This window comes from Niveispirillum irakense DSM 11586 (assembly GCF_000429645.1).
Classification (GTDB): Bacteria; Pseudomonadota; Alphaproteobacteria; order Azospirillales; family Azospirillaceae; genus Niveispirillum; species Niveispirillum irakense.
In genome coordinates this window covers 41,282-58,655 of the sequence record NZ_KE386934.1, presented here as the reverse complement: position 1 = coordinate 58,655, position 17,374 = coordinate 41,282, and the positions used below count along the sequence as shown (strand labels likewise).

The following is a 17,374-nucleotide window of genomic DNA, read 5'->3' as shown; positions in this document are numbered from 1 at the left end:
TCAGCCGGAACCAGCCTATTTCACCGGTGTGGGCAGGGGCTTCCCTGCAAAATGGGCGGCGATATTGGCCAGGACCAGATCAGCCATCGCCATCCGGGTCTGGAGGGTGGCGCTGCCCTGGTGGGGTTGAAGCGTCACCTGATCCATGGCGATCAGGGCGGCGGGCACGTTCGGTTCGTCCGCGTATACATCCAGCCCGGCGCCAGCAATGGCTCCCGTGCGCAGGGCTTCTATCAAGGCATCCTCATCCACCGTGGCCCCCCGCCCGACATTCACGAAAATCCCTTCAGACCCCAGGGCGTTCAAGATGGCGCCATTGATCAGCTTTGCGGATGCCAGCCCGCCAGCAGCGACATTGATCAGAACGTCGCTGTCCCGCGCCAGATCGATAAGGCGGGGATGATAATGATAGGGGCTGTCGGGCACTTCGCGCCGGTTGTGATAGGCGATGGGGCAGTTGAAGGCGCCGAGCCGCTGCGCGATGGCGTGGCCGATGCGGCCCAGCCCGACAATACCGATCCGCGCACCGCTGACGCGGCGACCCAGGGGAACACGGTTGCCGGCCTGCCAGCCGCCGGCACGCACCATCCGGTCATTACGGGCAATGTTTCGCGCCGTCGCCAGCGTCAGCGCCACGGCCATGTCGGCGACATCATCCGTCAGCACATCGGGCGTTATGGTGACGGCGATGCCGCGCGCCTGCGCGAATTCGACATCCACCTTCTCATACCCCACCCCATGGATGGCGATCAGACGCAGGGCAGGCAGGCGGGAGAGGGTGGCATTGTCCACCCCCACCGCGCCATTGGTAACCAGGACGGTCGCGTCCCTGGCCATTTCCGCCCCGGCGTCGCACAAATCGTAGCTTTGTTCCAGCCCCCGACGCAGCCAGGGGGAAAGGGGCGTATGGGCGATGATGACAGGCTTCGCGGTCACCGGCTTTTCCTCACTTCACCTCGACCGCATAGGTGGCCACATCGGGCACCTGCTTGATCAGGCCCTGTTGCTGGAGGAACTGGGCAAAACGCTGATAGCGGTTGCGGTCCAATGCACGGGGGCTGTGGGCGAAGCGGGCGATGCTGTCGGCCCAGGCGCGCTTGTTCAACGCATTGTCCAGATCGGGCCGCCCCTTGATAAACAGGGACCAGGCATCGTCGGGATGGTTGATCAGATAGGCGGTGCCCCGTTCCACGGCGTCCAGGAAACGGCCCAGGCGCGGATCGTTCACCTTATCCTTGGCGGCGATGAAGATCAGTTCATCATAGGCAGGTACTCCCTCCTCCTCGGGGAAGAAAGCCAGGCCCGGCTTGCCTTCAATTGCCATCTGGTTCAGCTCGAAATTGCGGAAGCCGCCGACAATGGCATCTACCCGCCCGGCAAACAGGGCCGGGGATAGGGCAAAATTGACATTCACCAGCGTGACGTCCTTCAGGCTGAGCCCATGCTTTTCCAGCATGCCGCCCAGCAAAGCCTCTTCGAACCCGCCGACGGAATAACCGATCTTGCGGCCCTTGAGGTCTTTCAGGGACTTGATCGGCCCATCCTTCAGCACGATCACCGTGTTCAGCGGCGTGGCGACCAGGGTGCCGATGCGGGCGACCGGCAAGCCGGCATCCACCTGCAGATGAAGCTGCGGCTGGTATGAAACGGCGATATCCCCGCGCCCGGCGGCAACCAGACGCGGCGGGTCGTTGGGATCAGCCGGGGCGATCATCTCCACCTCCAGCCCGGCATCGCGGAAATAGCCCAGTTCCTGCGCCACATAGAGCGGGCCATGGTCTGGGTTGACGAACCAGTCCAGCAGCACGGTTACCTTGTCAGCGGCCTGCGCCGGCAGGCCGGACAGGCTGATTACGGCGGCAAGAGCGGCTGTGCCCAGCCATTGGCGCATCTTCATCTCATTCCTCCTTCAAATGGGTATCGGGCAGCCAGGGCAGGGCGCGGCGCAGCCCCGCATCAACCAGCAGCCAAAGACAGACCGCCATCAGTGCCAGCAGCAGCAGGGCGGCAAAGGTCAGATCGGTTTGCACCCGCGCCGTGGCATGCAGCATCAGATAGCCCAGCCCGGCGGAAGCCCCCACCCATTCACCCACCACCGCCCCGATGGGGGCGACGGCGGCCGCCACCCGCAAACCAGCGCCAAAGGCGGGCAGGGCGGCGGGCACACGCAGATGCCACAGGGTCCGCCAGCGGCTGGCCCCCATGGTTTGTGCCAGATCAAGCCAGCCCGGCTCCGTCCGGCGCAGCCCGTCATGAAAAGTGGCCGCCACGGGGAAGAAGATGATCAGGGTTGCCATGGCGATCTTGGACGCCATGCCATATCCCAGCCACAGCACCAGCAGCGGCGCGATGGCAAATACAGGCACAGCCTGGCTGACCAGCAGCACGGGCAGCAGCCACCGCCGGGCGGCACGCGATGCCGCCAGCACCAGCGCCGCCAGGGAGCCCAGCAGCGTGCCAAGCACCAGGCCCAGCACAATTTCCACCAGGGTCAGGCCCGCATGATGGGCCAAGAGGGCATGATCGGACCAAAGCCGAAGGGCGACCCGATCAGGCCCCGGCAGGATATAATGCGGCAATTCCCCCAGGCGTACCAACAGGTCCCAGGCCAGCACCAGCCCGGCAAAGGTGATAAGGCCGCGCACAAACCGGTTCATGGCGGTGCCCCGGCGGCCAGTTCGGTCAGCAGTGCGCCCTGCAGGCGCAACAATGCCTCGCCATCCGGTGGGCGCGGGGCAGGGCCGGGTGGCAGGATCGGCGGTGTCAGGCAGGCGGGGCTGCCGGACATGACCAGCACCTGATCGGCCAGCCTTAAAGCTTCCATCGGATCATGGGTCACCATCATCACCGTGCGACCCGCCAGCAGCCGGGACGCCATATCGCCCAGGCGCAGCCTTGTCACGGCATCCAGGGCAGAGAAGGGTTCGTCCATCAAAACGATGGGCCTGTCCTCGAACAAGGTGCGGGCCAGCGCTACACGCTGCCTTTGGCCGCCGGACAGGGCGGCGGGTCGCGCACTGACCCTGTCCGCCAGCCCCACCTGTTCCAGCAAGGCCAGTGCGCGGGCCTTGGCCGGATCATCATGTTGCTGACCCCGCAGGCGCAGGCCCAGCATCACATTGTCCAGCGCGCTGGCCCAGGGGAGCAGCAGATCCTGCTGTCCCATCCAGGCGATACGGCCAGCGACAGGCTGCCCGTCCCCGACCGTCACCGGGCTTTCTCCCTCTGGGGTGAGCAGCCCGGCCACCAGCCGCAACAGGCTGGTCTTGCCCACGCCGCTGGGCCCCAGCAGGGCGGTGAAGCGGCCCGCCGGCACAGCCAGTTCCAGTCCGCTGAACAGCGGGCGTCCGCCCAGGGTCAGGCTGGCATCATGGATATGAAGGGAAGGTGCGGCGGCACCATCAACGCTCATGGGTCACTGTCCCTACGCCGGTATCAACCGGATCAGGTTCCAGGGGTCGTTCCGTCACGGAACCTCTCAGCCGCCCATCGGCTCCCCCCAGTGAGGAATATGGTTATGGCAAAGCCCCGTGGGTGCGGCAAGAGGGATGGCTTTGCCCGTCGTTGCAACCCCTTGCCGCTTACCGCGCTGCGGCATAGCATGGGCCATCATGCCAGACAGCGCCATCCCCCATCCGGTTTCCTCCCCGATCAGCGCCACGGCGCGCCCGCTTTATCTGGGTGGGGAGATCTATCGCCATTCCAGTTATGGAAAAAAACATCCGCTTTCGATTCCCCGTGTTTCCGTTGCCACGGATCTTGTACGGGCCATGGGATGGCTGGATGAAAGCGCCTACATTGAAAGCCCCATCGCCAGCGCTGAACAACTGGCCCGCTTCCATGACCGGGCCTATATCGCCGCCGTCGCCCAGGCGGAGCGGGATCAGCGGGTGGATGTGGCCACGGCCCAGCTTTATGGGCTGGGCAAGCTGGAGAATCCGGTTTTCCCGGAAATGTATCGCCGGCCGGCCATTGCCGCCGGTGCCGCCATTCTGGGGGCAGAACTGATCCGCGATGGCGGCATTGTTTATAGCCCGGCCAGCGGCACCCACCATGCCCGGCCGGCACGGGCCAGCGGCTTCTGCTTCTTCAACGCCCCGGTGCTGGGCATTCTGGCGCTGCTGGATCAGGGGCTGGACCGGGTTCTTTATATCGATCTGGATGCCCATCATGGCGATGGGGTTCAGGACGCATTCCATGATGATGAACGGGTGCTGACGGTTTCCGTGCATGAGGCGGGGCGCTGGCCCTATACCGGCATCCTGACGGACCGTGCTGGCGGGCACGCGCGCAATCTGCCGATGCCGCGCGGGTTGAACGATACAGAGTTCCGCCATGTGGTGGAGGATGCGATTGTGCCGCTGGCCTGCGCCTTCCGTCCCCAGGCCATGATGATCCAGACCGGGGCCGATGCGCTGGCCGATGATCCGCTGTCCCTGCTTTCCCTGTCCAACCGCGCCCTGTGGCAGGCGGTCAAGGATCTGGTGGGGCTGGCCCCACGCACATTCGTGGTGGGCGGCGGCGGCTATAATCCCTGGTCGGTCGGTCGTGCCTGGGCCGGTATCTGGGCGGTGCTGAACGGGCTTGATCCGACAGTACCCCTCAGCCCGGCGGCATCGGAGGTGCTGCGCGGGCTGACATGGGACCGGCGGGAAGGGCGCAACCCGCCATCCCGTTGGTTCGACCGGCTGGCAGACGACCCGCGCGAGGGCGACATCCGGGCCGAGGTGCGGGAGGCTGTCCAGCACATCGCCGTCAGCATCGGCGATTTATGATAAAGCTGAAATCCGCGCCTATCCTTTCGGGAAATCGTCAATGACCGCGTTGTTCCGCCGCCTTGCCCTGGTCAGCCTGCTGGCTGTTCCCGCCATGATGTTTGCCCCCATCATGCCCGCCGCCCAGGCGCAGGAGGAGGGCAAGCCGCAGACGGGCCTTAACCGCGACACGCTGGTGGTGGAAACGGCATCCGGCGCACAACACAGGTTCGAGGTGGAACTGGCATTGACCCTGCGCCAACAGGCCCAGGGATTGATGTTCCGTGAGCAGATGGCCGATGATCACGGGATGTTGTTTCTCTATGGCCAGGAACAGCCGCTCAGCTTCTGGATGATGAATACGCTTATCCCCTTGGACATTATCTTCATTGATGCCAGCGGCGAGGTGATCAATATCCAGCATGGCAAGCCGCGTAACGTCACGCCATTACCCTCATCCCGCCCGGCCCTGGCTGTGCTGGAAATCAATGGCGGGCTGGCCGCAAAGCTGGGCATCCGGCCGGGTGACCGGCTGCTGCATCCCGCCTTTGGCCAACGTCGGCCAAACTGATCCAGGACCCGCCTTGCGCAAATGCGGGGATCAGGTGGGTTAATTCGGCGTTAACGGGCGGTTTCCTCCTGCGGAATCCATGATAGAATCGGGAATGGTTTTATACACACCCCCGATCCAGCGCCTTCCCATGCCGGTGTCCCCGCCGGCGAAGGATAAGTCTGTGTCTGCCGCATCGGCGATCGGCGCCTGGAAACGGGGCGATCCAGACCAGGGCCGGCGTGGGCGTGAAGCGCGTACATTGCGCCAGCGTCTGCTGGATCTGGTGATGGAAGAGGTGGAAACCATCCCCGGTATCACCGGTTCCCAAAAGCAGCGCATCCGGCGTAATCTGGACCGCTATGCCACCCATTGGCCAGTGGTGCCTGCCGATCCGACAGATGGAGGGCAACAGGCAGAGCCACCGGACGGAACCCCACCAAGCACCCCGTCCCCTCCGGCTGCTTCTGCCGGTGCGGTGCCTTCGTTACTGCAACCGGTCATTCTTCCCCCTGATCTGGAAGAGACGCTGGCCATTGTGGCCCCGCCATCCAGCGACGCCAAGACCGGTGAACCAGTTGAAGTGCAAAAGGAACGGACAGAAGCGCAGGAACTGGCCCATCAACTGCGGCACCTTCTGTCGCTTCACACTGACAGCGCTGTGAAGATCGCAACATATCTTCACACTTTGATGGGAACAGCGGCTGACAGCCACCAGATCGATCTGGATATTTAAAAATACGGTCGGTGCCACGGGCTTAGGGGCGTTGCCGCCTTTTGCTGAAGAGCCGTAAGATCAGCATCAGTACCGTGATCGGCACTACGATCACCGCGCCCGTTACGATATAGGGCCAAGCCCACCCGAACAGGTCGGCCAGAAACGCGGGCACACCAGCCAGAAAATCGGCAGTCGCTTCCAGCAGCTCAACAGGGCTGACCCGCAGCCATGCCAGCAGCAGGCCCACAAGCAGCGACCAGATCAGGACGTTAATCAGCAGTCTCATAATCCGGCTGTACCCGATGCGGGTACAAGACGCAATCTCGCCTCCGGCTAAGCCGGCTGGATAGGGCGTGTTGTGTTGTTTTTTGCATATCGGATCGAGATGCAAAAAGAAAGGGTGGCGACCTTGCGGCCGCCACCCTTGGGCTTGGGAGCGCTGAGGGGCGCTCAGGATACTTAGAACAACCGCAGGATCGCCTGCTGGGCCTGGTTGGCCAGCGAGAGGGAGATGGTGCCGAGCTGCTGACGGGTCTGCAACAGCAGCAGGTTTGCACCTTCCTCGTTCTGGTCGGCCTGGATCAGCTTGTTGGAGCCTTCCGTCAACACGTTGGAGAACTCATCCGTGAAGCTTTCGCGGGTCTGGATGATGTTCAGGTTGGTGGACAGGCCCTGCGAAGCGGAGCGCAGCGTGGTGGTTGCGTAATTCAGGCTATCGACGGCGCGTTCGATATCGGACCGGTCCAGGAAGTTGTTCTGGGCATAGTCGATACGCAGACCCTGGCCATCGGTTTGAACGTTGACGGACAAGACCGAGATGTTGGAGGTGTTGGCTTCGTTGAGCTGCACCTGCAGGTCGTTTTCGGTGTTGGCGTCGGTACGCTGTACCGTGCTGAGGTTCTGGGTGGACTGCAGGGCGGCTGACTGCATCAGCGTGCTGGCATCCACATCGAACCGCACCGTGCCGCTGGAGAAGTTCAGCGAATTCTCACCTTCCGACAGCTTGGCGTTACCGCGGCTGTTCATGCCGGAGCGGGTGACCGTGACACCGTTCAGGTTGGTGGCCGACACTTCCAGATCGACGTTCTTTTCGATCGTGGAGATCTTGTTGGCCGAATTTTCCAACTTGGCCAGCGCATCGGCCTCCACTTTGAAGCTCACGACCGTGCCGGAGGAGAAGGTAACCGAAATCGCCTTCTGTGCCGCATTGCCCGTGGTGGCGCTGACAGTGAAGCTGTTGGCCGTACCGGACAAACCGGCGGCAGCGCTGACCGTGAAGCCATTGGCTGCTGTGGCACCCACGGTGAACTTGGCGGTATCCAGGCCGGCAAACACCAGGTCACGCAGCTTGTCGGCAACATTGGCCTGACGGGTGCTGGCATCCAGATCGGCGCCCGTACCGGGGTCAAACAGGTCTGCTGCTGTCGCCTTGTAGGTGAAGGATTGACCATTCACCGTGGCGGTGAAGGTGTCGCCTTCTTCAATCGCGCCGCTGATCTTGATCTGGGAGACCTGTGCCACGGTGGAGGTGCCGGCCGTCTGCAGGCTGGCGGTAGCACTCTGCGTATTGTCGAAGAACTTGATCGTCCGGCTTTCCGACCCTTCAGACACCACCACGGTGCGCTCACGGCCGACATTGCCGCGCATTTCGATGGTGACGTCGGAGAAGTTACCAGCAGTGCTGGACAGGGTGCCGGAAATCTTCAGCGAGGACAGACCGCGTTCCTGTTCGGCCTTCGCGATATCTTCAAGGTCGCCGCTGAGTTCGCCCGTACCGGTCACCTTGACGGAGTAGGTGTCAGTGCTGACGACGTTTGTCACGCGGCTGCTGGACAGGCCGGTAATGGAGTTGACGGCCTGACGGCTTTCCGACGTGCTGTCCAGCGTCTTGCCATTACCAACCAGCAGGTTCTTACCGGCATAGCCGCTGTCACGGGCAATCTTGTCGATCTGGTCCTTCAGGCGGTTGAACTGTTCAGCCAAGGCCTTACGGGAAGCAATGGCTTCCGGCGTGTTGGCCAGATTGCCCAATGCCGACGTGGTGATACCCTTGGCCTGCTCGATCAGGTCAGAGATGGCGGTGATGCCCTTGTCGCCAGCCTGGATGGTGCTGATCGACTGACCCATGCTCTCCTTGAGCTTGCTCAAGTCGCCAGCACGGGTGCTGAGGCCCTTGGCGGCGAAGAAGTTGGCGGGGCCATCCAGCGCACTGTTGACCTTGTTGCCCGTGGCCAGACGGGTCTGGATGGTTTCGACCTGCTTGTTCGTCTTCTGGAGCAGCAGCAGGTTGTTGCGCATACCAGCGGTCAGTTGGATATCATTCGTCGACATTTTTCATCTCCTTTTGAGCCGAATGGAGCCGTTTAGGCCCCGTCGATCTCGTGGACATCCGCAGGACAGAGGACGCGATACCCTTCCAGGAAGACGCCGGGTGCGAAGCAGAACCGGCAGTTTCGGTTGCGTATCGGCAGTCCGTCGTGCTGATCGCGGTATCAGGCTTGCATGGGCATGCGCCCGTAGGCTGATCCTGCTCCGCTTTCCGCTCGACGCCTTTCAGTCCAGAGTTCGCTTCCTCGTTATGCGGGTGGACACGATGGGTTCGCTGACAAGGTAAGCAGGAAGCGTGCCAACTGATCGAAAGGTTATGAATTCCAGGAAATCCGCCAACTTTTGTAGCGAAGGGCCCGCATCATGGGCGGCAAGGGGCGGCCGGCATCGCCATGATGGACCGGGCCATTTTTGCCTAGCTCGGCATTTCCTGCCCAGGTTTGATAGGGAAACAATGAGGGGTGCCGGCGCGAAAAAGCCCTGGCAGATGGCCATCTACAGGCCGTTTCCCCTCAGAAGGAAGAGACGGGGGGAGGGGGCCGCCATAAGGCGGCAAAAGAAAAAGGCCAGGGCAAATGCTCCTGGCCTTTTTCGAAATTGGTGGCGACCCCTGCTGGATTTGAACCAGCGACCTACCGCTTAGAAGGCGGTTGCTCTATCCAACTGAGCTAAGGGGCCACTGACCCTATGGATCGACGCTGTGTCGCCTGGATCAGAACCGGCCGATGCGCGGCCGGTCGGTGCGGAAATTATCCGCGTAGTTCTTCGGAATCACCCGGCGCTCATGCAGTTCCGCCACATCGGCATCCCAGCCCTTCTTCGCGACGAAAGCCAGGGCTTCTTCCTTGGTGGGGAAAGACATGCGCACCTGGTTCAGCGTGTCGCCGGAGCTGGTCCAGCCCATCAGCGGTTCGGGACGGCGGGCGGTTGCCAATTCATATTCCAGAATCCAGGCGCCGGTCTTGGCGCGGCCAGACTGCATCGTCGTCTTTGCGGGCTGGTAAATCCGGACCTTCATGGCTGCACCATCGCTTGGCAATCGACAGAAAAAGAATGGTCGGAGCGAGAGGATTCGAACCTCCGGCCTGCTGGACCCAAACCAGCCGCGCTACCAGGCTGCGCTACGCTCCGTGCCGCCGGTGGGAATACACCAGCGCTAGGCTGGGGGCAAGCGTTCCACGCATTAAAATACAAGCTGTTGTGAATAGCTGCCTTTTCAGGCCGTCTGGCGACGCATCCAGCCGGGCCGCCAGCCCACCGGCGCCATGACCAGCAGATTGCCGGCAAGGGCCATTACCAGTCCCAACACCCCCGCCAGGGTCCATTGGTAATCCTCGAACAGGGTGGAGACAACAAGCGCCACCACTGGCGTCATGATGGCCACATATCCTGCCCGGTCCGGGCCGATACGCCCCAGCAGATAGAAATAGGAAAGGAAAGCAGCGATGGAGCCGAGCAGGGCGAGATAGAGCAGCGACAGGAGATATGCTGGCGTGGGATCGACCTGGAAGCTGGCCCCCCGTAGTCCGGCCTGGGCCAGCATCAAGGCAGCGCCCGCCAGCATGCTCCACCCCGTCGTGGCGATCAGCGGCATGCCACTGCGCCGGGCCTTGGAGACGACGATATTGCCCAGAGAGGCGCTGTAATTGGACGCCATCATCAAACCCAGCCCGATCAGGGCGCCGCTGGCCAGCACCCCGCCATCTATTTCCGGGGTGAAAAGCAACAGCACTCCGGTAAAGCCCATCAATCCGCCAATCACCACCGCCGGGCGCAATGGCTGTTTCAGGAACAGGCGGGCATTCAGCACATTCATCAGGCTGAGCGCCGAGCCGGCAACCGCAACCAGTCCGGAGGGCAACACCATCGTTGCCTGATAGACCAGTAGATAATTGATGGAGAAGGTGAGAATGCCCGATCCCAGAATCAGCTTCCAGCCGCCCGGCCTGGGCATCACCGGCTGACGGCGCAGCATCTGCCATGCCAGCAGCAAACTGCCGGCAAGAAGGAAGCGATAGCCGATGGAGACAGAGGGATCGACAGCACCCAACTGGAAGGTGATGGCGTACCAGGTCGATCCCCAGATCAGGGTGACGGTGAAGAAAAGCAGGATATTGACGGGCATGATGGCGTCCGAAGGGCCGTTCTGCCGCAGCCTATAGGCCTGCGCCCTGTCGTCACCAATGGGTTTGTTGTGCGGGAGACATTATTCCCGGCTGCCGCATTCCCTGACGCCGTCTCAATGGCGCGCAACCTCTTCCTCTGAAGCGGCCATAGTGACAAGGCGGGCGGCCTTGTTGAAATTCATCGTGATAATCAAGGTGGCGCGTCCCCTTATGAGATGGACGCTCTTATCCGCATCGACCGGCAGCGGCACGTTCCGCGCCATGCAATGGGCGAGCAATGCCGCCTGCAGCTCGGCCTCCGGGATGGTCAAAACCTCCCGGCCCTGATCGGCCAGGATGGTGGCTTTGACGCTGTTCTCCAGCCTTTCCAGGCGAAAGCCGCTAATGGCACTCACGGGGAGAGGGTCGTTCACTTTACGCCGCCGCTCCAGGATGGCGATCAACGCCTCCCGGTTGGTGAACAGGATGCAGCGCAATTCCTTCATGATGCAGGCCTGAGGCAATCCGATACAGTCTTGAGATTAACCTTTACGGCAAGCGGCCCGCCAGTTCCCGTTGGCCGCTTGCCCTGACCCTATCCTCTTGCACCGTCTCTAAAAGCTGCTTCCGCCCTTGGTGCCGTAAAGCGCATCGGGTGACATCAGCACCGGCGCGGTAACCGTCAGCCCGTCCGGGCGGGCGGCGCGATAGAAGCAGGATCGCCGGCCGGTGTGGCAGGCAACACCCAACTGATCCACCAGCAGCAACAGGGTGTCGCCGTCGCAATCCACCCGCAGTTCCACAAGATTCTGCACCTGACCGGAACTGTCACCCTTGCGCCAGAAGGACTGACGCGACCGCGACCAGTAGCAGGCCCGGCCGCTGCGCAGTGTTTCCCGGATCGTGTCCCGGTTCATCCAGGCCATCATCAGGATTTCGCCGCTATCATGCTGCTGGGCGATGGCTGGCACCAGCCCGTCATCGGTGAAGCGGGTGGCCTCAATCACAGCATCGATCACGCTGTCGGGCAGGGGATAGGTCATGGGAATCACAAGGCCTTGCGCAAGCGGGTGAAAGCAGCATCCAGGTCGGCCAGCAGGTCAGCCGGATCTTCCAGTCCCGCATGGATGCGGATCAGTTGATCGCCCTGCCAGGGTGTGGCGGTGCGAATACGGGTGGGGTCACAGGGCAGAATCAGGCTTTCAAAGCCACCCCAGCTATAACCCATGCCGAAAAGCCGCATGCCATTGACCATCGCGGCCAATGCCGCTGGGGGAACCTTCCGCATCTCGAAGGCAAACAGACCGCAGGCACCGCTAAAATCGCGTTGCCACAATTCATGACCGGGGCTGCCGGGCAGGGCGGGGTGGCGCAGGCGCGTCACCTCCGGCTGTTGCTGCAGCCAGCGCGCCAGGGCCAGCCCGGTTTCCTGGTGTCGGGGCAGGCGGGTGGTCAGGGTGCGCAGGCCCCGCAGGCCCAGGAACAATTCATCGGCGCTGGCCGTGGCGCCCAGTTCAATGGCGGTCTTTTTCAGGCGCAGCCAATGGGCCTGCGTGGCGGCCACGGCCACGCCCAGGCTGGCATCGGCATGACCGCCGACATATTTGGTTGCCGACTGGATGGAGATATCCACCCCATGGGCCAGTGGCTTGAACAGCACACCTGCCGCCCAGGTATTGTCGATCATGGTCACGATGCCGGCCTGCCGCGCAGCGGTAGCAATGGCCGGCACATCCTGCAGCTCGAAGGTCTGCGATCCCGGTGATTCCAGGAAGATCAGCGCAGTTTCCGGCCGGATCAGGCTGGTGATCTCCGCGCCGATGGCGGGATCGAAATATTCCGTCACCACACCGGCGCGGGCCAGGATGCCATCGCAGAAGGTCCGCGTCGGACCATAGGTCGTGTCCACCATCAACAGGTGGTCGCCCGCCTTCAGGAAAGCCAGAAGGGCACTGGTAATGGCCTGAAGGCCCGACGCGTAGGAAACAGCCCCATGCCCGCCTTCAAGCTCTGTCATCGCTGCTTCAAACGCGTGGCTGGACGGGTTACCCGTGCGGCCATAGCGAACCGACCGCAGCGCGGGATCATAGGTTTCCAGCGCTTCCAGCGTCGGGAACAGGATGGTGGAGGCGCGGAAGGGAGGGATATTGACCGCACCGGCATATTTTTCCGGCGCCCGCCCGACATGGATCAGCCTGGTATCGGGACGGTCGGTGCTGTCGCTGCTCATGGCTCTCTTCTTTTCTTTAATCGGCGGTCGGTTCAATCAGGGGAACATGCGGGGCGGCATGACGGGGAATCAGGCCGGTGACGCGGGGGTCATCCTCTTCCTTTTCCTGCTGCCGTACGGGCTGGAAACCGGCTTTCTGATAGGTCATCAGGGCCCGCGGATGGTCAAGCGTACAGGTATTGACGCCGATTTTCTCCACCCCTGGCCCGTTCCAGGCGGCTTCTACGGCCCAGTCCAGCAGCCAGCCGCCAAGGCCACGACCGATAAATTCCGGCAGCAGGCCCATATAAGACAGTTCGCAATGTCCGGCCTGGCGGCGATCCAGTTCGACATATCCGGCGGGAACCCCCGCCACATAGGCGACATAGATATCAACCAGCGGGTCGGAGAGGATGGCGCTCAATTCCGCATCCGGCATCGCCCGGCGGAACCACCAGAGCCAATCCTGCCCCACATTGTCATAAAGATAGCGGTAGAAGGAGACGGTGCAGTTCTCCGCCCGCATCAGGGCCAGCCGTTCCAGCGGCAGGGGCCGCTGCCGGCGGACTGGCCGCGCTGTCATCTCCAGATAGGTGACCGTGGTGCGCATCCGGCCGGGGGGCGTGGGGCTATCGGGATCGAACGTCATTGTGCGGGTCCCGTCGCCACCGGCAGATCATGCCGGCCGCCCCATTCAGTCCACGAGCCATCGTAAACCGCTACATCACTCACCCCCAGGCGGTGCAGCCCCAGGGCCAGCACAGCGGCGGTGATGCCGCTGCCGCAGCTTGTCGTGACCGGGCGGGACAGATCAATCCCGGCGGCGGTGAAGCGGGCACGCAAAGCCTCCCCTTCCAGCATGCAGCGGCTTTCGGCTTCCAGAAGCTCGGTAAAGGGAAGGCTGCGGGCGCCGGGTATATGGCCTCCACGCAGACCGGCGCGGGGTTCCGGCGCCGTTGCCTCAAACCGGCCAGCCGTGCGGGCATCCAGCACCTGTTCGGCCCCAGTTTCCAGATTGGCCTGCATATCTGTGACAGTGCGGACCATTTCCGGGCGGAATGTGGCGCGGAAAGCAGCCGGCACCGGGTCTGCTGATGCCGGTGTGGTTTCAAGCTCCCCGCCTGCGGCCTGCCAGCCGGGCAAGCCCCCATCAAGAACGTAAACAGCATCATGGCCGAAGATGCGGAACATCCACCACGCCCGCGCCGCGCTGGACAGGCCGGTGCTGTCATAAACGATAACGGTATCTGCCGACCCGATCCCCAGCGCCGACATGGAAGCTGCGAAACCTTGCGGGCTGGGCAGCATATGGGGCAGGTCGCTTTCCTTATCCGCGATGGCGTCGATATCGAAGAAAACGGCGCCGGGAATGCGCTTCACCTGATGCTCGGCACGGGCATCGCGGCCGGCGGTCGGCAGATGCCAGGTGGCATCGACGATACGGATATCCGGCCGGGCCAAGACCGTGCGCAGCCAGAGGGGGGAAACCAGCGGGTCTGTCGATGGCGTATCGGCCATGGCATCGCTCCATCCTGTCGGGTCAGGGATTCTCCCCGTCGGGGCCGCAGCTTAGCGTTATTTTCCGGCCAGCGGGAATCCAAGCTGCTGCCGTTTTTCGGAAAGGCAGCCCTGCTTGTCCCCCAACGGATATGACAGATGCGTGTTAATAACGATTTGCAAAGATTCTATTGTCGCCCTACCTATCCAGTATGGACCATGGGCCCGATGCGGGCTTGCAGCAGGGAAAGTGTCGTTGCATGGACACGACGGTTACCGAAGGATCGCGCCGCATACAGCAGGATTCGGCCGTCACCACCCGGTTTGCACCGCCCCTGGATGCGGCGATGGCAACGCCCGTAGATGCCCATGCCCTGCCGGCCCTGACCCTGAAAAATGTTACCCATCACTATCGTACCAAGCGGGCGCTGAACCATGTCAGCCTGTCCATCGGGCAGGGGGAGATCGTCTGCCTGGTCGGCCCGTCCGGCTGCGGCAAATCCACGCTGCTGCGCCTGTCCGCCGGGCTGGAAACTTTGCAGGAAGGCGAAGTTGCGATTAACGGACAGGTCATTGCCCGGCCCGGCAGTTCATTGCCGCCAGAACGGCGCGGCATCGGCCTGGTGTTCCAGGACTACGCCCTGTTCCCGCACCTGCGCGTTATGGACAATGTTCGCTTCGGGCTGAACCGGTTACCGGCTGCTGAACAGAAGGAGCGGGCGCTGGCGGCCCTGCGGCAGGTGGGCATGGAAACCTACGCCAATGCCTATCCCGACGCGCTTTCCGGCGGTCAGCAACAGCGGGTGGCCCTGGCCCGCGCCATGGCGCCGAAACCGTCTGTTCTGTTGCTGGATGAGCCCTTCTCCGGCCTGGATACCCGCCTGCGGGAGACGGTGCGGGATGAAACGCTGCATGTGCTGAAGCGCAGCGGGGCCGCGACCATGATCGTGACCCATGACCCGGAAGAGGCCATGTTCCTGGCTGACCGCATCGTGTTGATGCGGGATGGCGTTCTGGTCCAGGTGGGATCGCCTGCAACCCTTTACACCAAACCGGCGAACAGCTTTGCCGCCAGCTTCTTTGGCGAGGTGAACCGGCTGGAAGGGCAGGTGAAAGGGGGGCGGGTTTCCACGCCATTGGGGCCGATCGCTGCCCCCGGCCATGCCGAGGGCGCACGGGTGGAGATATTGATCCGGCCGGAAGGCTTGCGCCTGGAAATGGCAGGGCAGGGTGGGGGGCAGGTATCCGATCTGGCCCAGGTGGAGGCATCGCGCCTGTTGGGCCGGGCCAGCCTTGTGCATTTGCGGGTGCTGGACACCAAAGGGCAGCCGCACCATCTGCATGCCAGGGTGCCGGGTCACTTCCTGCCGCCCGATGGCAGCCATGTGATCGTGACGCTGGAACATCATCAGGCGTTCATCTTTCCCATGGATGATGCCGCCTGACGAACGCGGCGGGTCGCCGCGTTGCGGCGCCGGGGGCTTTCTGCCATGATCCGCGCGCCCCTGGTCGGGCATTGGAATGGGGTTGTTCATGGGTCCGTTGAGTATCCCGGAAATCCTGCTGATCCTGGTGATCGTTGCCATTATCTTCGGTGCGGGTAAGCTGCCCAAGGTGATGGGGGATTTCGGCAAGGGTATCCGTAACTTCAAAGACGGGATGAAGGACAAGACGGCGGCGGAAACCGCCCCCAATCCATCCCCATCTGCCGTTACCGGTGACAAGATGGTTGCCACGCCCCCGTCCAGCCCGGTAACCAAGGATGGCGACGGGCCGCGCGCCTGAGCCGGGCCCGCCCGTTCCCACCCCGTATGGACGCCTGATCCGTCATGTTCGACATCGCATGGTCCGAACTCCTCATCATCGCCGTTGTGGCGCTGGTCGTCATCGGGCCCAAGGACCTGCCGCGTGCATTGCACACGGTCGGCAAATGGGTCGCCAAGGCCCGCAGCCTTGCCCGTGAGTTCCAGAATAATGTGGACGATATGGTGAGGCAGACGGAACTGGAAGACCTGCGCCGGCAGGTGGAACAGGCCCGTTCCTTCAACCTTCAGCAGGAACTGGAAAAGAGCATCGACCCCAAGGGGGAGGTGCGTGACGCCCTGCAGGTGGAGGATTTCACCAGCAAGGCTGGCGACCCGAAGCCAGCGGGCCAGACAGAACCGGCAAAAGCCGACGGCTCCACCGCGGTGGCGGCACCTGCCGCCCCGGTGGTCATACCGGATCCGGAGGAGGAGTCGGATCTGGCCGCTGCTGCCGTCCCCTCCTATACGCCAGCCATTGCCGTAACCCCGGCAACCGAAGCGCCATCGCCGGCAACAAAGCCGGCTGATACCGTTGATGCCCCTGTTTCCAAGCCCCAAGGTGACCGGCCGTGACCGATCCTGTTTCGCCGCCGGATGATCTGGATGCCGGCAAGATGCCGCTGCTCGACCATTTGATCGAGCTGCGCAACCGGTTGATGTGGAGCCTCGGGGCCCTGATCCTGGCCTTTCTGCTCTGCTTTGCCGTCGCCGATCATATCTACCAGTTCCTGATGCACCCGCTGGTGCAGGGATTGGGGGCCAAGGCCCATGAACGGCGCATGATCTTCACCGCCCCGCAGGAATTCTTCCTGACCCAGGTGAAGGTGGCCTTCTGGGCGGGCGCGATGATCGCGTTCCCCATCATCGCCAGCCAGATTTATAAGTTCGTTGCCCCTGGCCTTTATAAGCATGAACGCAAGGCGTTCCTGCCGTTTCTGGTGGCGACACCGGTGCTGTTCCTGCTGGGCGCGGCGCTGGTTTATTACTTCATCATGCCGCTGGCGCTGAAATTCTTCTTCTCGTTTGAGACGGAGGCGACGGCCACCACCCTGGCGGTCCAGGCGGAAACCCGTGTGGCGGATTATCTGTCCCTGATCATGGCGCTGATCTTCGCCTTTGGTCTGGCGTTCCAGTTGCCCGTACTGCTGACGCTGCTGGCCCGTGCCGGGCTGGTATCGGCAGCGGGGCTAGCGTCCAAGCGGCGCTATGCCATTGTCGGCGTTTTCGTGGCGGCCGCCATCCTGACACCGCCTGATGTGATCAGCCAGGTAGGCCTCGCCATCCCGCTGCTGCTGCTATACGAGGTTTCGATCTTCATGGCCAAGCGGATTGAAAAGCAGCGCGCGGCCCGGGAAGCGGCTTTGGACAAAGAACTGAACAGCTAAAAAGGTTTGCGCGGGTCTGCCCG

The 17,374-nt window shown here is 62.8% G+C and carries 20 protein-coding genes, 2 tRNA genes and 1 riboswitch; of the genes, 7 read left to right on the top strand and 15 right to left on the bottom strand.

Annotation, left to right across the window (positions count from 1 at the left end):
- Nucleotides 1–15 precede the first annotated feature (15 nt).
- From G473_RS0119225 to G473_RS0119210, 4 genes are all read right to left on the bottom strand, one after another.
- Nucleotides 16–936 (bottom strand): 2-hydroxyacid dehydrogenase, encoded by a 921-nt coding sequence (locus G473_RS0119225; protein WP_029014438.1) that lies wholly within the window; start codon nucleotides 934–936, stop codon nucleotides 16–18.
- A gap of 10 nt (nucleotides 937–946) precedes the next feature.
- Nucleotides 947–1,897, bottom strand: coding sequence for an ABC transporter substrate-binding protein (locus G473_RS0119220; protein ID WP_035708359.1), 951 nt, complete (start codon nucleotides 1,895–1,897; stop codon nucleotides 947–949).
- A gap of 1 nt (nucleotide 1,898) precedes the next feature.
- Nucleotides 1,899–2,657, bottom strand: coding sequence for an ABC transporter permease (locus tag G473_RS0119215; RefSeq protein WP_029014436.1), 759 nt, complete (start codon nucleotides 2,655–2,657; stop codon nucleotides 1,899–1,901).
- Nucleotides 2,654–3,412 (bottom strand): ABC transporter ATP-binding protein, encoded by a 759-nt coding sequence (locus tag G473_RS0119210; RefSeq protein ID WP_029014435.1) that lies wholly within the window; start codon nucleotides 3,410–3,412, stop codon nucleotides 2,654–2,656. Before G473_RS0119210 ends, G473_RS0119215 begins: the two co-directional genes overlap by 4 nt.
- Nucleotides 3,405–3,510: riboswitch (TPP riboswitch) on the bottom strand. (Overlaps the previous gene by 8 nt.)
- Before the next feature lie 101 nt (nucleotides 3,511–3,611).
- Between G473_RS0119210 and G473_RS0119205 the strand changes: the two genes are divergently transcribed.
- The 3 genes from G473_RS0119205 to G473_RS0119195 all read left to right on the top strand — a co-directional run bounded on the left by G473_RS0119205 (nucleotide 3,612) and on the right by G473_RS0119195 (nucleotide 6,040).
- Nucleotides 3,612–4,775, top strand: a complete 1,164-nt coding sequence (locus G473_RS0119205) for an acetoin utilization protein AcuC (protein ID WP_051330486.1) — start codon at nucleotides 3,612–3,614, stop codon at nucleotides 4,773–4,775.
- Between the two features lie 40 nt (nucleotides 4,776–4,815).
- Nucleotides 4,816–5,325: a DUF192 domain-containing protein gene (locus tag G473_RS27880; RefSeq protein ID WP_035708356.1), complete on the top strand. Its 510-nt coding sequence runs from the start codon at nucleotides 4,816–4,818 to the stop codon at nucleotides 5,323–5,325.
- A 163-nt stretch (nucleotides 5,326–5,488) separates the two neighbouring features.
- The gene (locus tag G473_RS0119195) at nucleotides 5,489–6,040 is read left to right on the top strand and encodes a hypothetical protein (RefSeq protein ID WP_154667487.1); all 552 of its coding nucleotides are present in this window, start codon (nucleotides 5,489–5,491) and stop codon (nucleotides 6,038–6,040) included.
- A 22-nt stretch (nucleotides 6,041–6,062) separates the two neighbouring features.
- Here G473_RS0119195 and G473_RS0119190 read toward each other — a convergent pair whose 3' ends face one another.
- The 11 genes from G473_RS0119190 to sseA all read right to left on the bottom strand — a co-directional run bounded on the left by G473_RS0119190 (nucleotide 6,063) and on the right by sseA (nucleotide 14,182).
- Nucleotides 6,063–6,308, bottom strand: a complete 246-nt coding sequence (locus tag G473_RS0119190) for a DUF6460 domain-containing protein (RefSeq protein WP_029014432.1) — start codon at nucleotides 6,306–6,308, stop codon at nucleotides 6,063–6,065.
- 173 nt (nucleotides 6,309–6,481) lie between these two features.
- Nucleotides 6,482–8,353 carry a flagellin N-terminal helical domain-containing protein gene (locus tag G473_RS0119185; RefSeq protein ID WP_029014431.1) on the bottom strand — a complete coding sequence of 624 codons (1,872 nt, stop codon included), beginning with the start codon at nucleotides 8,351–8,353 and terminating at the stop codon, nucleotides 6,482–6,484.
- Nucleotides 8,354–8,951: 598 nt separating this feature from the next.
- A tRNA-Arg gene (locus tag G473_RS0119180) sits at nucleotides 8,952–9,028 on the bottom strand.
- A gap of 34 nt (nucleotides 9,029–9,062) precedes the next feature.
- A complete protein-coding gene (locus tag G473_RS0119175) occupies nucleotides 9,063–9,368 on the bottom strand; it encodes an ETC complex I subunit (protein WP_029014430.1) in 306 nt (101 codons plus the stop codon).
- 36 nt (nucleotides 9,369–9,404) lie between these two features.
- Nucleotides 9,405–9,481: transfer RNA gene (locus G473_RS0119170), tRNA-Pro, on the bottom strand.
- 85 nt (nucleotides 9,482–9,566) lie between these two features.
- The gene (locus tag G473_RS27875; protein WP_035708348.1) at nucleotides 9,567–10,475 is read right to left on the bottom strand and encodes a DMT family transporter; all 909 of its coding nucleotides are present in this window, start codon (nucleotides 10,473–10,475) and stop codon (nucleotides 9,567–9,569) included.
- Nucleotides 10,476–10,589: 114 nt separating this feature from the next.
- Entirely contained in the window at nucleotides 10,590–10,961 is a 372-nt protein-coding gene (locus G473_RS0119160; protein ID WP_029014429.1) for a hypothetical protein, read from the bottom strand.
- 108 nt (nucleotides 10,962–11,069) lie between these two features.
- Nucleotides 11,070–11,498 carry a phosphoribosyl-AMP cyclohydrolase gene (gene hisI / locus G473_RS0119155; protein ID WP_029014428.1) on the bottom strand — a complete coding sequence of 143 codons (429 nt, stop codon included), beginning with the start codon at nucleotides 11,496–11,498 and terminating at the stop codon, nucleotides 11,070–11,072.
- A gap of 5 nt (nucleotides 11,499–11,503) precedes the next feature.
- The gene (metC, locus tag G473_RS0119150) at nucleotides 11,504–12,685 is read right to left on the bottom strand and encodes a cystathionine beta-lyase (RefSeq protein ID WP_029014427.1); all 1,182 of its coding nucleotides are present in this window, start codon (nucleotides 12,683–12,685) and stop codon (nucleotides 11,504–11,506) included.
- 16 nt (nucleotides 12,686–12,701) lie between these two features.
- Nucleotides 12,702–13,313 (bottom strand): GNAT family N-acetyltransferase, encoded by a 612-nt coding sequence (locus G473_RS0119145; protein ID WP_029014426.1) that lies wholly within the window; start codon nucleotides 13,311–13,313, stop codon nucleotides 12,702–12,704.
- Nucleotides 13,310–14,182 (bottom strand): 3-mercaptopyruvate sulfurtransferase, encoded by an 873-nt coding sequence (sseA, locus tag G473_RS0119140; RefSeq protein ID WP_029014425.1) that lies wholly within the window; start codon nucleotides 14,180–14,182, stop codon nucleotides 13,310–13,312. Before sseA ends, G473_RS0119145 begins: the two co-directional genes overlap by 4 nt.
- A gap of 239 nt (nucleotides 14,183–14,421) precedes the next feature.
- On the opposite strand from sseA, the gene G473_RS0119135 reads away from it, so the two are divergent.
- The 4 genes from G473_RS0119135 (at nucleotide 14,422) to tatC (ending at nucleotide 17,351) form a co-directional block, all read left to right on the top strand.
- A complete protein-coding gene (locus G473_RS0119135; RefSeq protein ID WP_245580176.1) occupies nucleotides 14,422–15,606 on the top strand; it encodes an ABC transporter ATP-binding protein in 1,185 nt (394 codons plus the stop codon).
- 88 nt (nucleotides 15,607–15,694) lie between these two features.
- Nucleotides 15,695–15,946 carry a Sec-independent protein translocase subunit TatA/TatB gene (locus G473_RS27870; protein WP_154667486.1) on the top strand — a complete coding sequence of 84 codons (252 nt, stop codon included), beginning with the start codon at nucleotides 15,695–15,697 and terminating at the stop codon, nucleotides 15,944–15,946.
- 44 nt (nucleotides 15,947–15,990) lie between these two features.
- Nucleotides 15,991–16,539: a Sec-independent protein translocase protein TatB gene (gene tatB, locus G473_RS29565; RefSeq protein ID WP_051330485.1), complete on the top strand. Its 549-nt coding sequence runs from the start codon at nucleotides 15,991–15,993 to the stop codon at nucleotides 16,537–16,539.
- Complete coding sequence (gene tatC / locus G473_RS0119120) at nucleotides 16,536–17,351, top strand: twin-arginine translocase subunit TatC (RefSeq protein WP_029014423.1); 816 nt, start codon at nucleotides 16,536–16,538, stop codon at nucleotides 17,349–17,351. Before tatB ends, tatC begins: the two co-directional genes overlap by 4 nt.
- Nucleotides 17,352–17,374 lie beyond the last annotated feature (23 nt).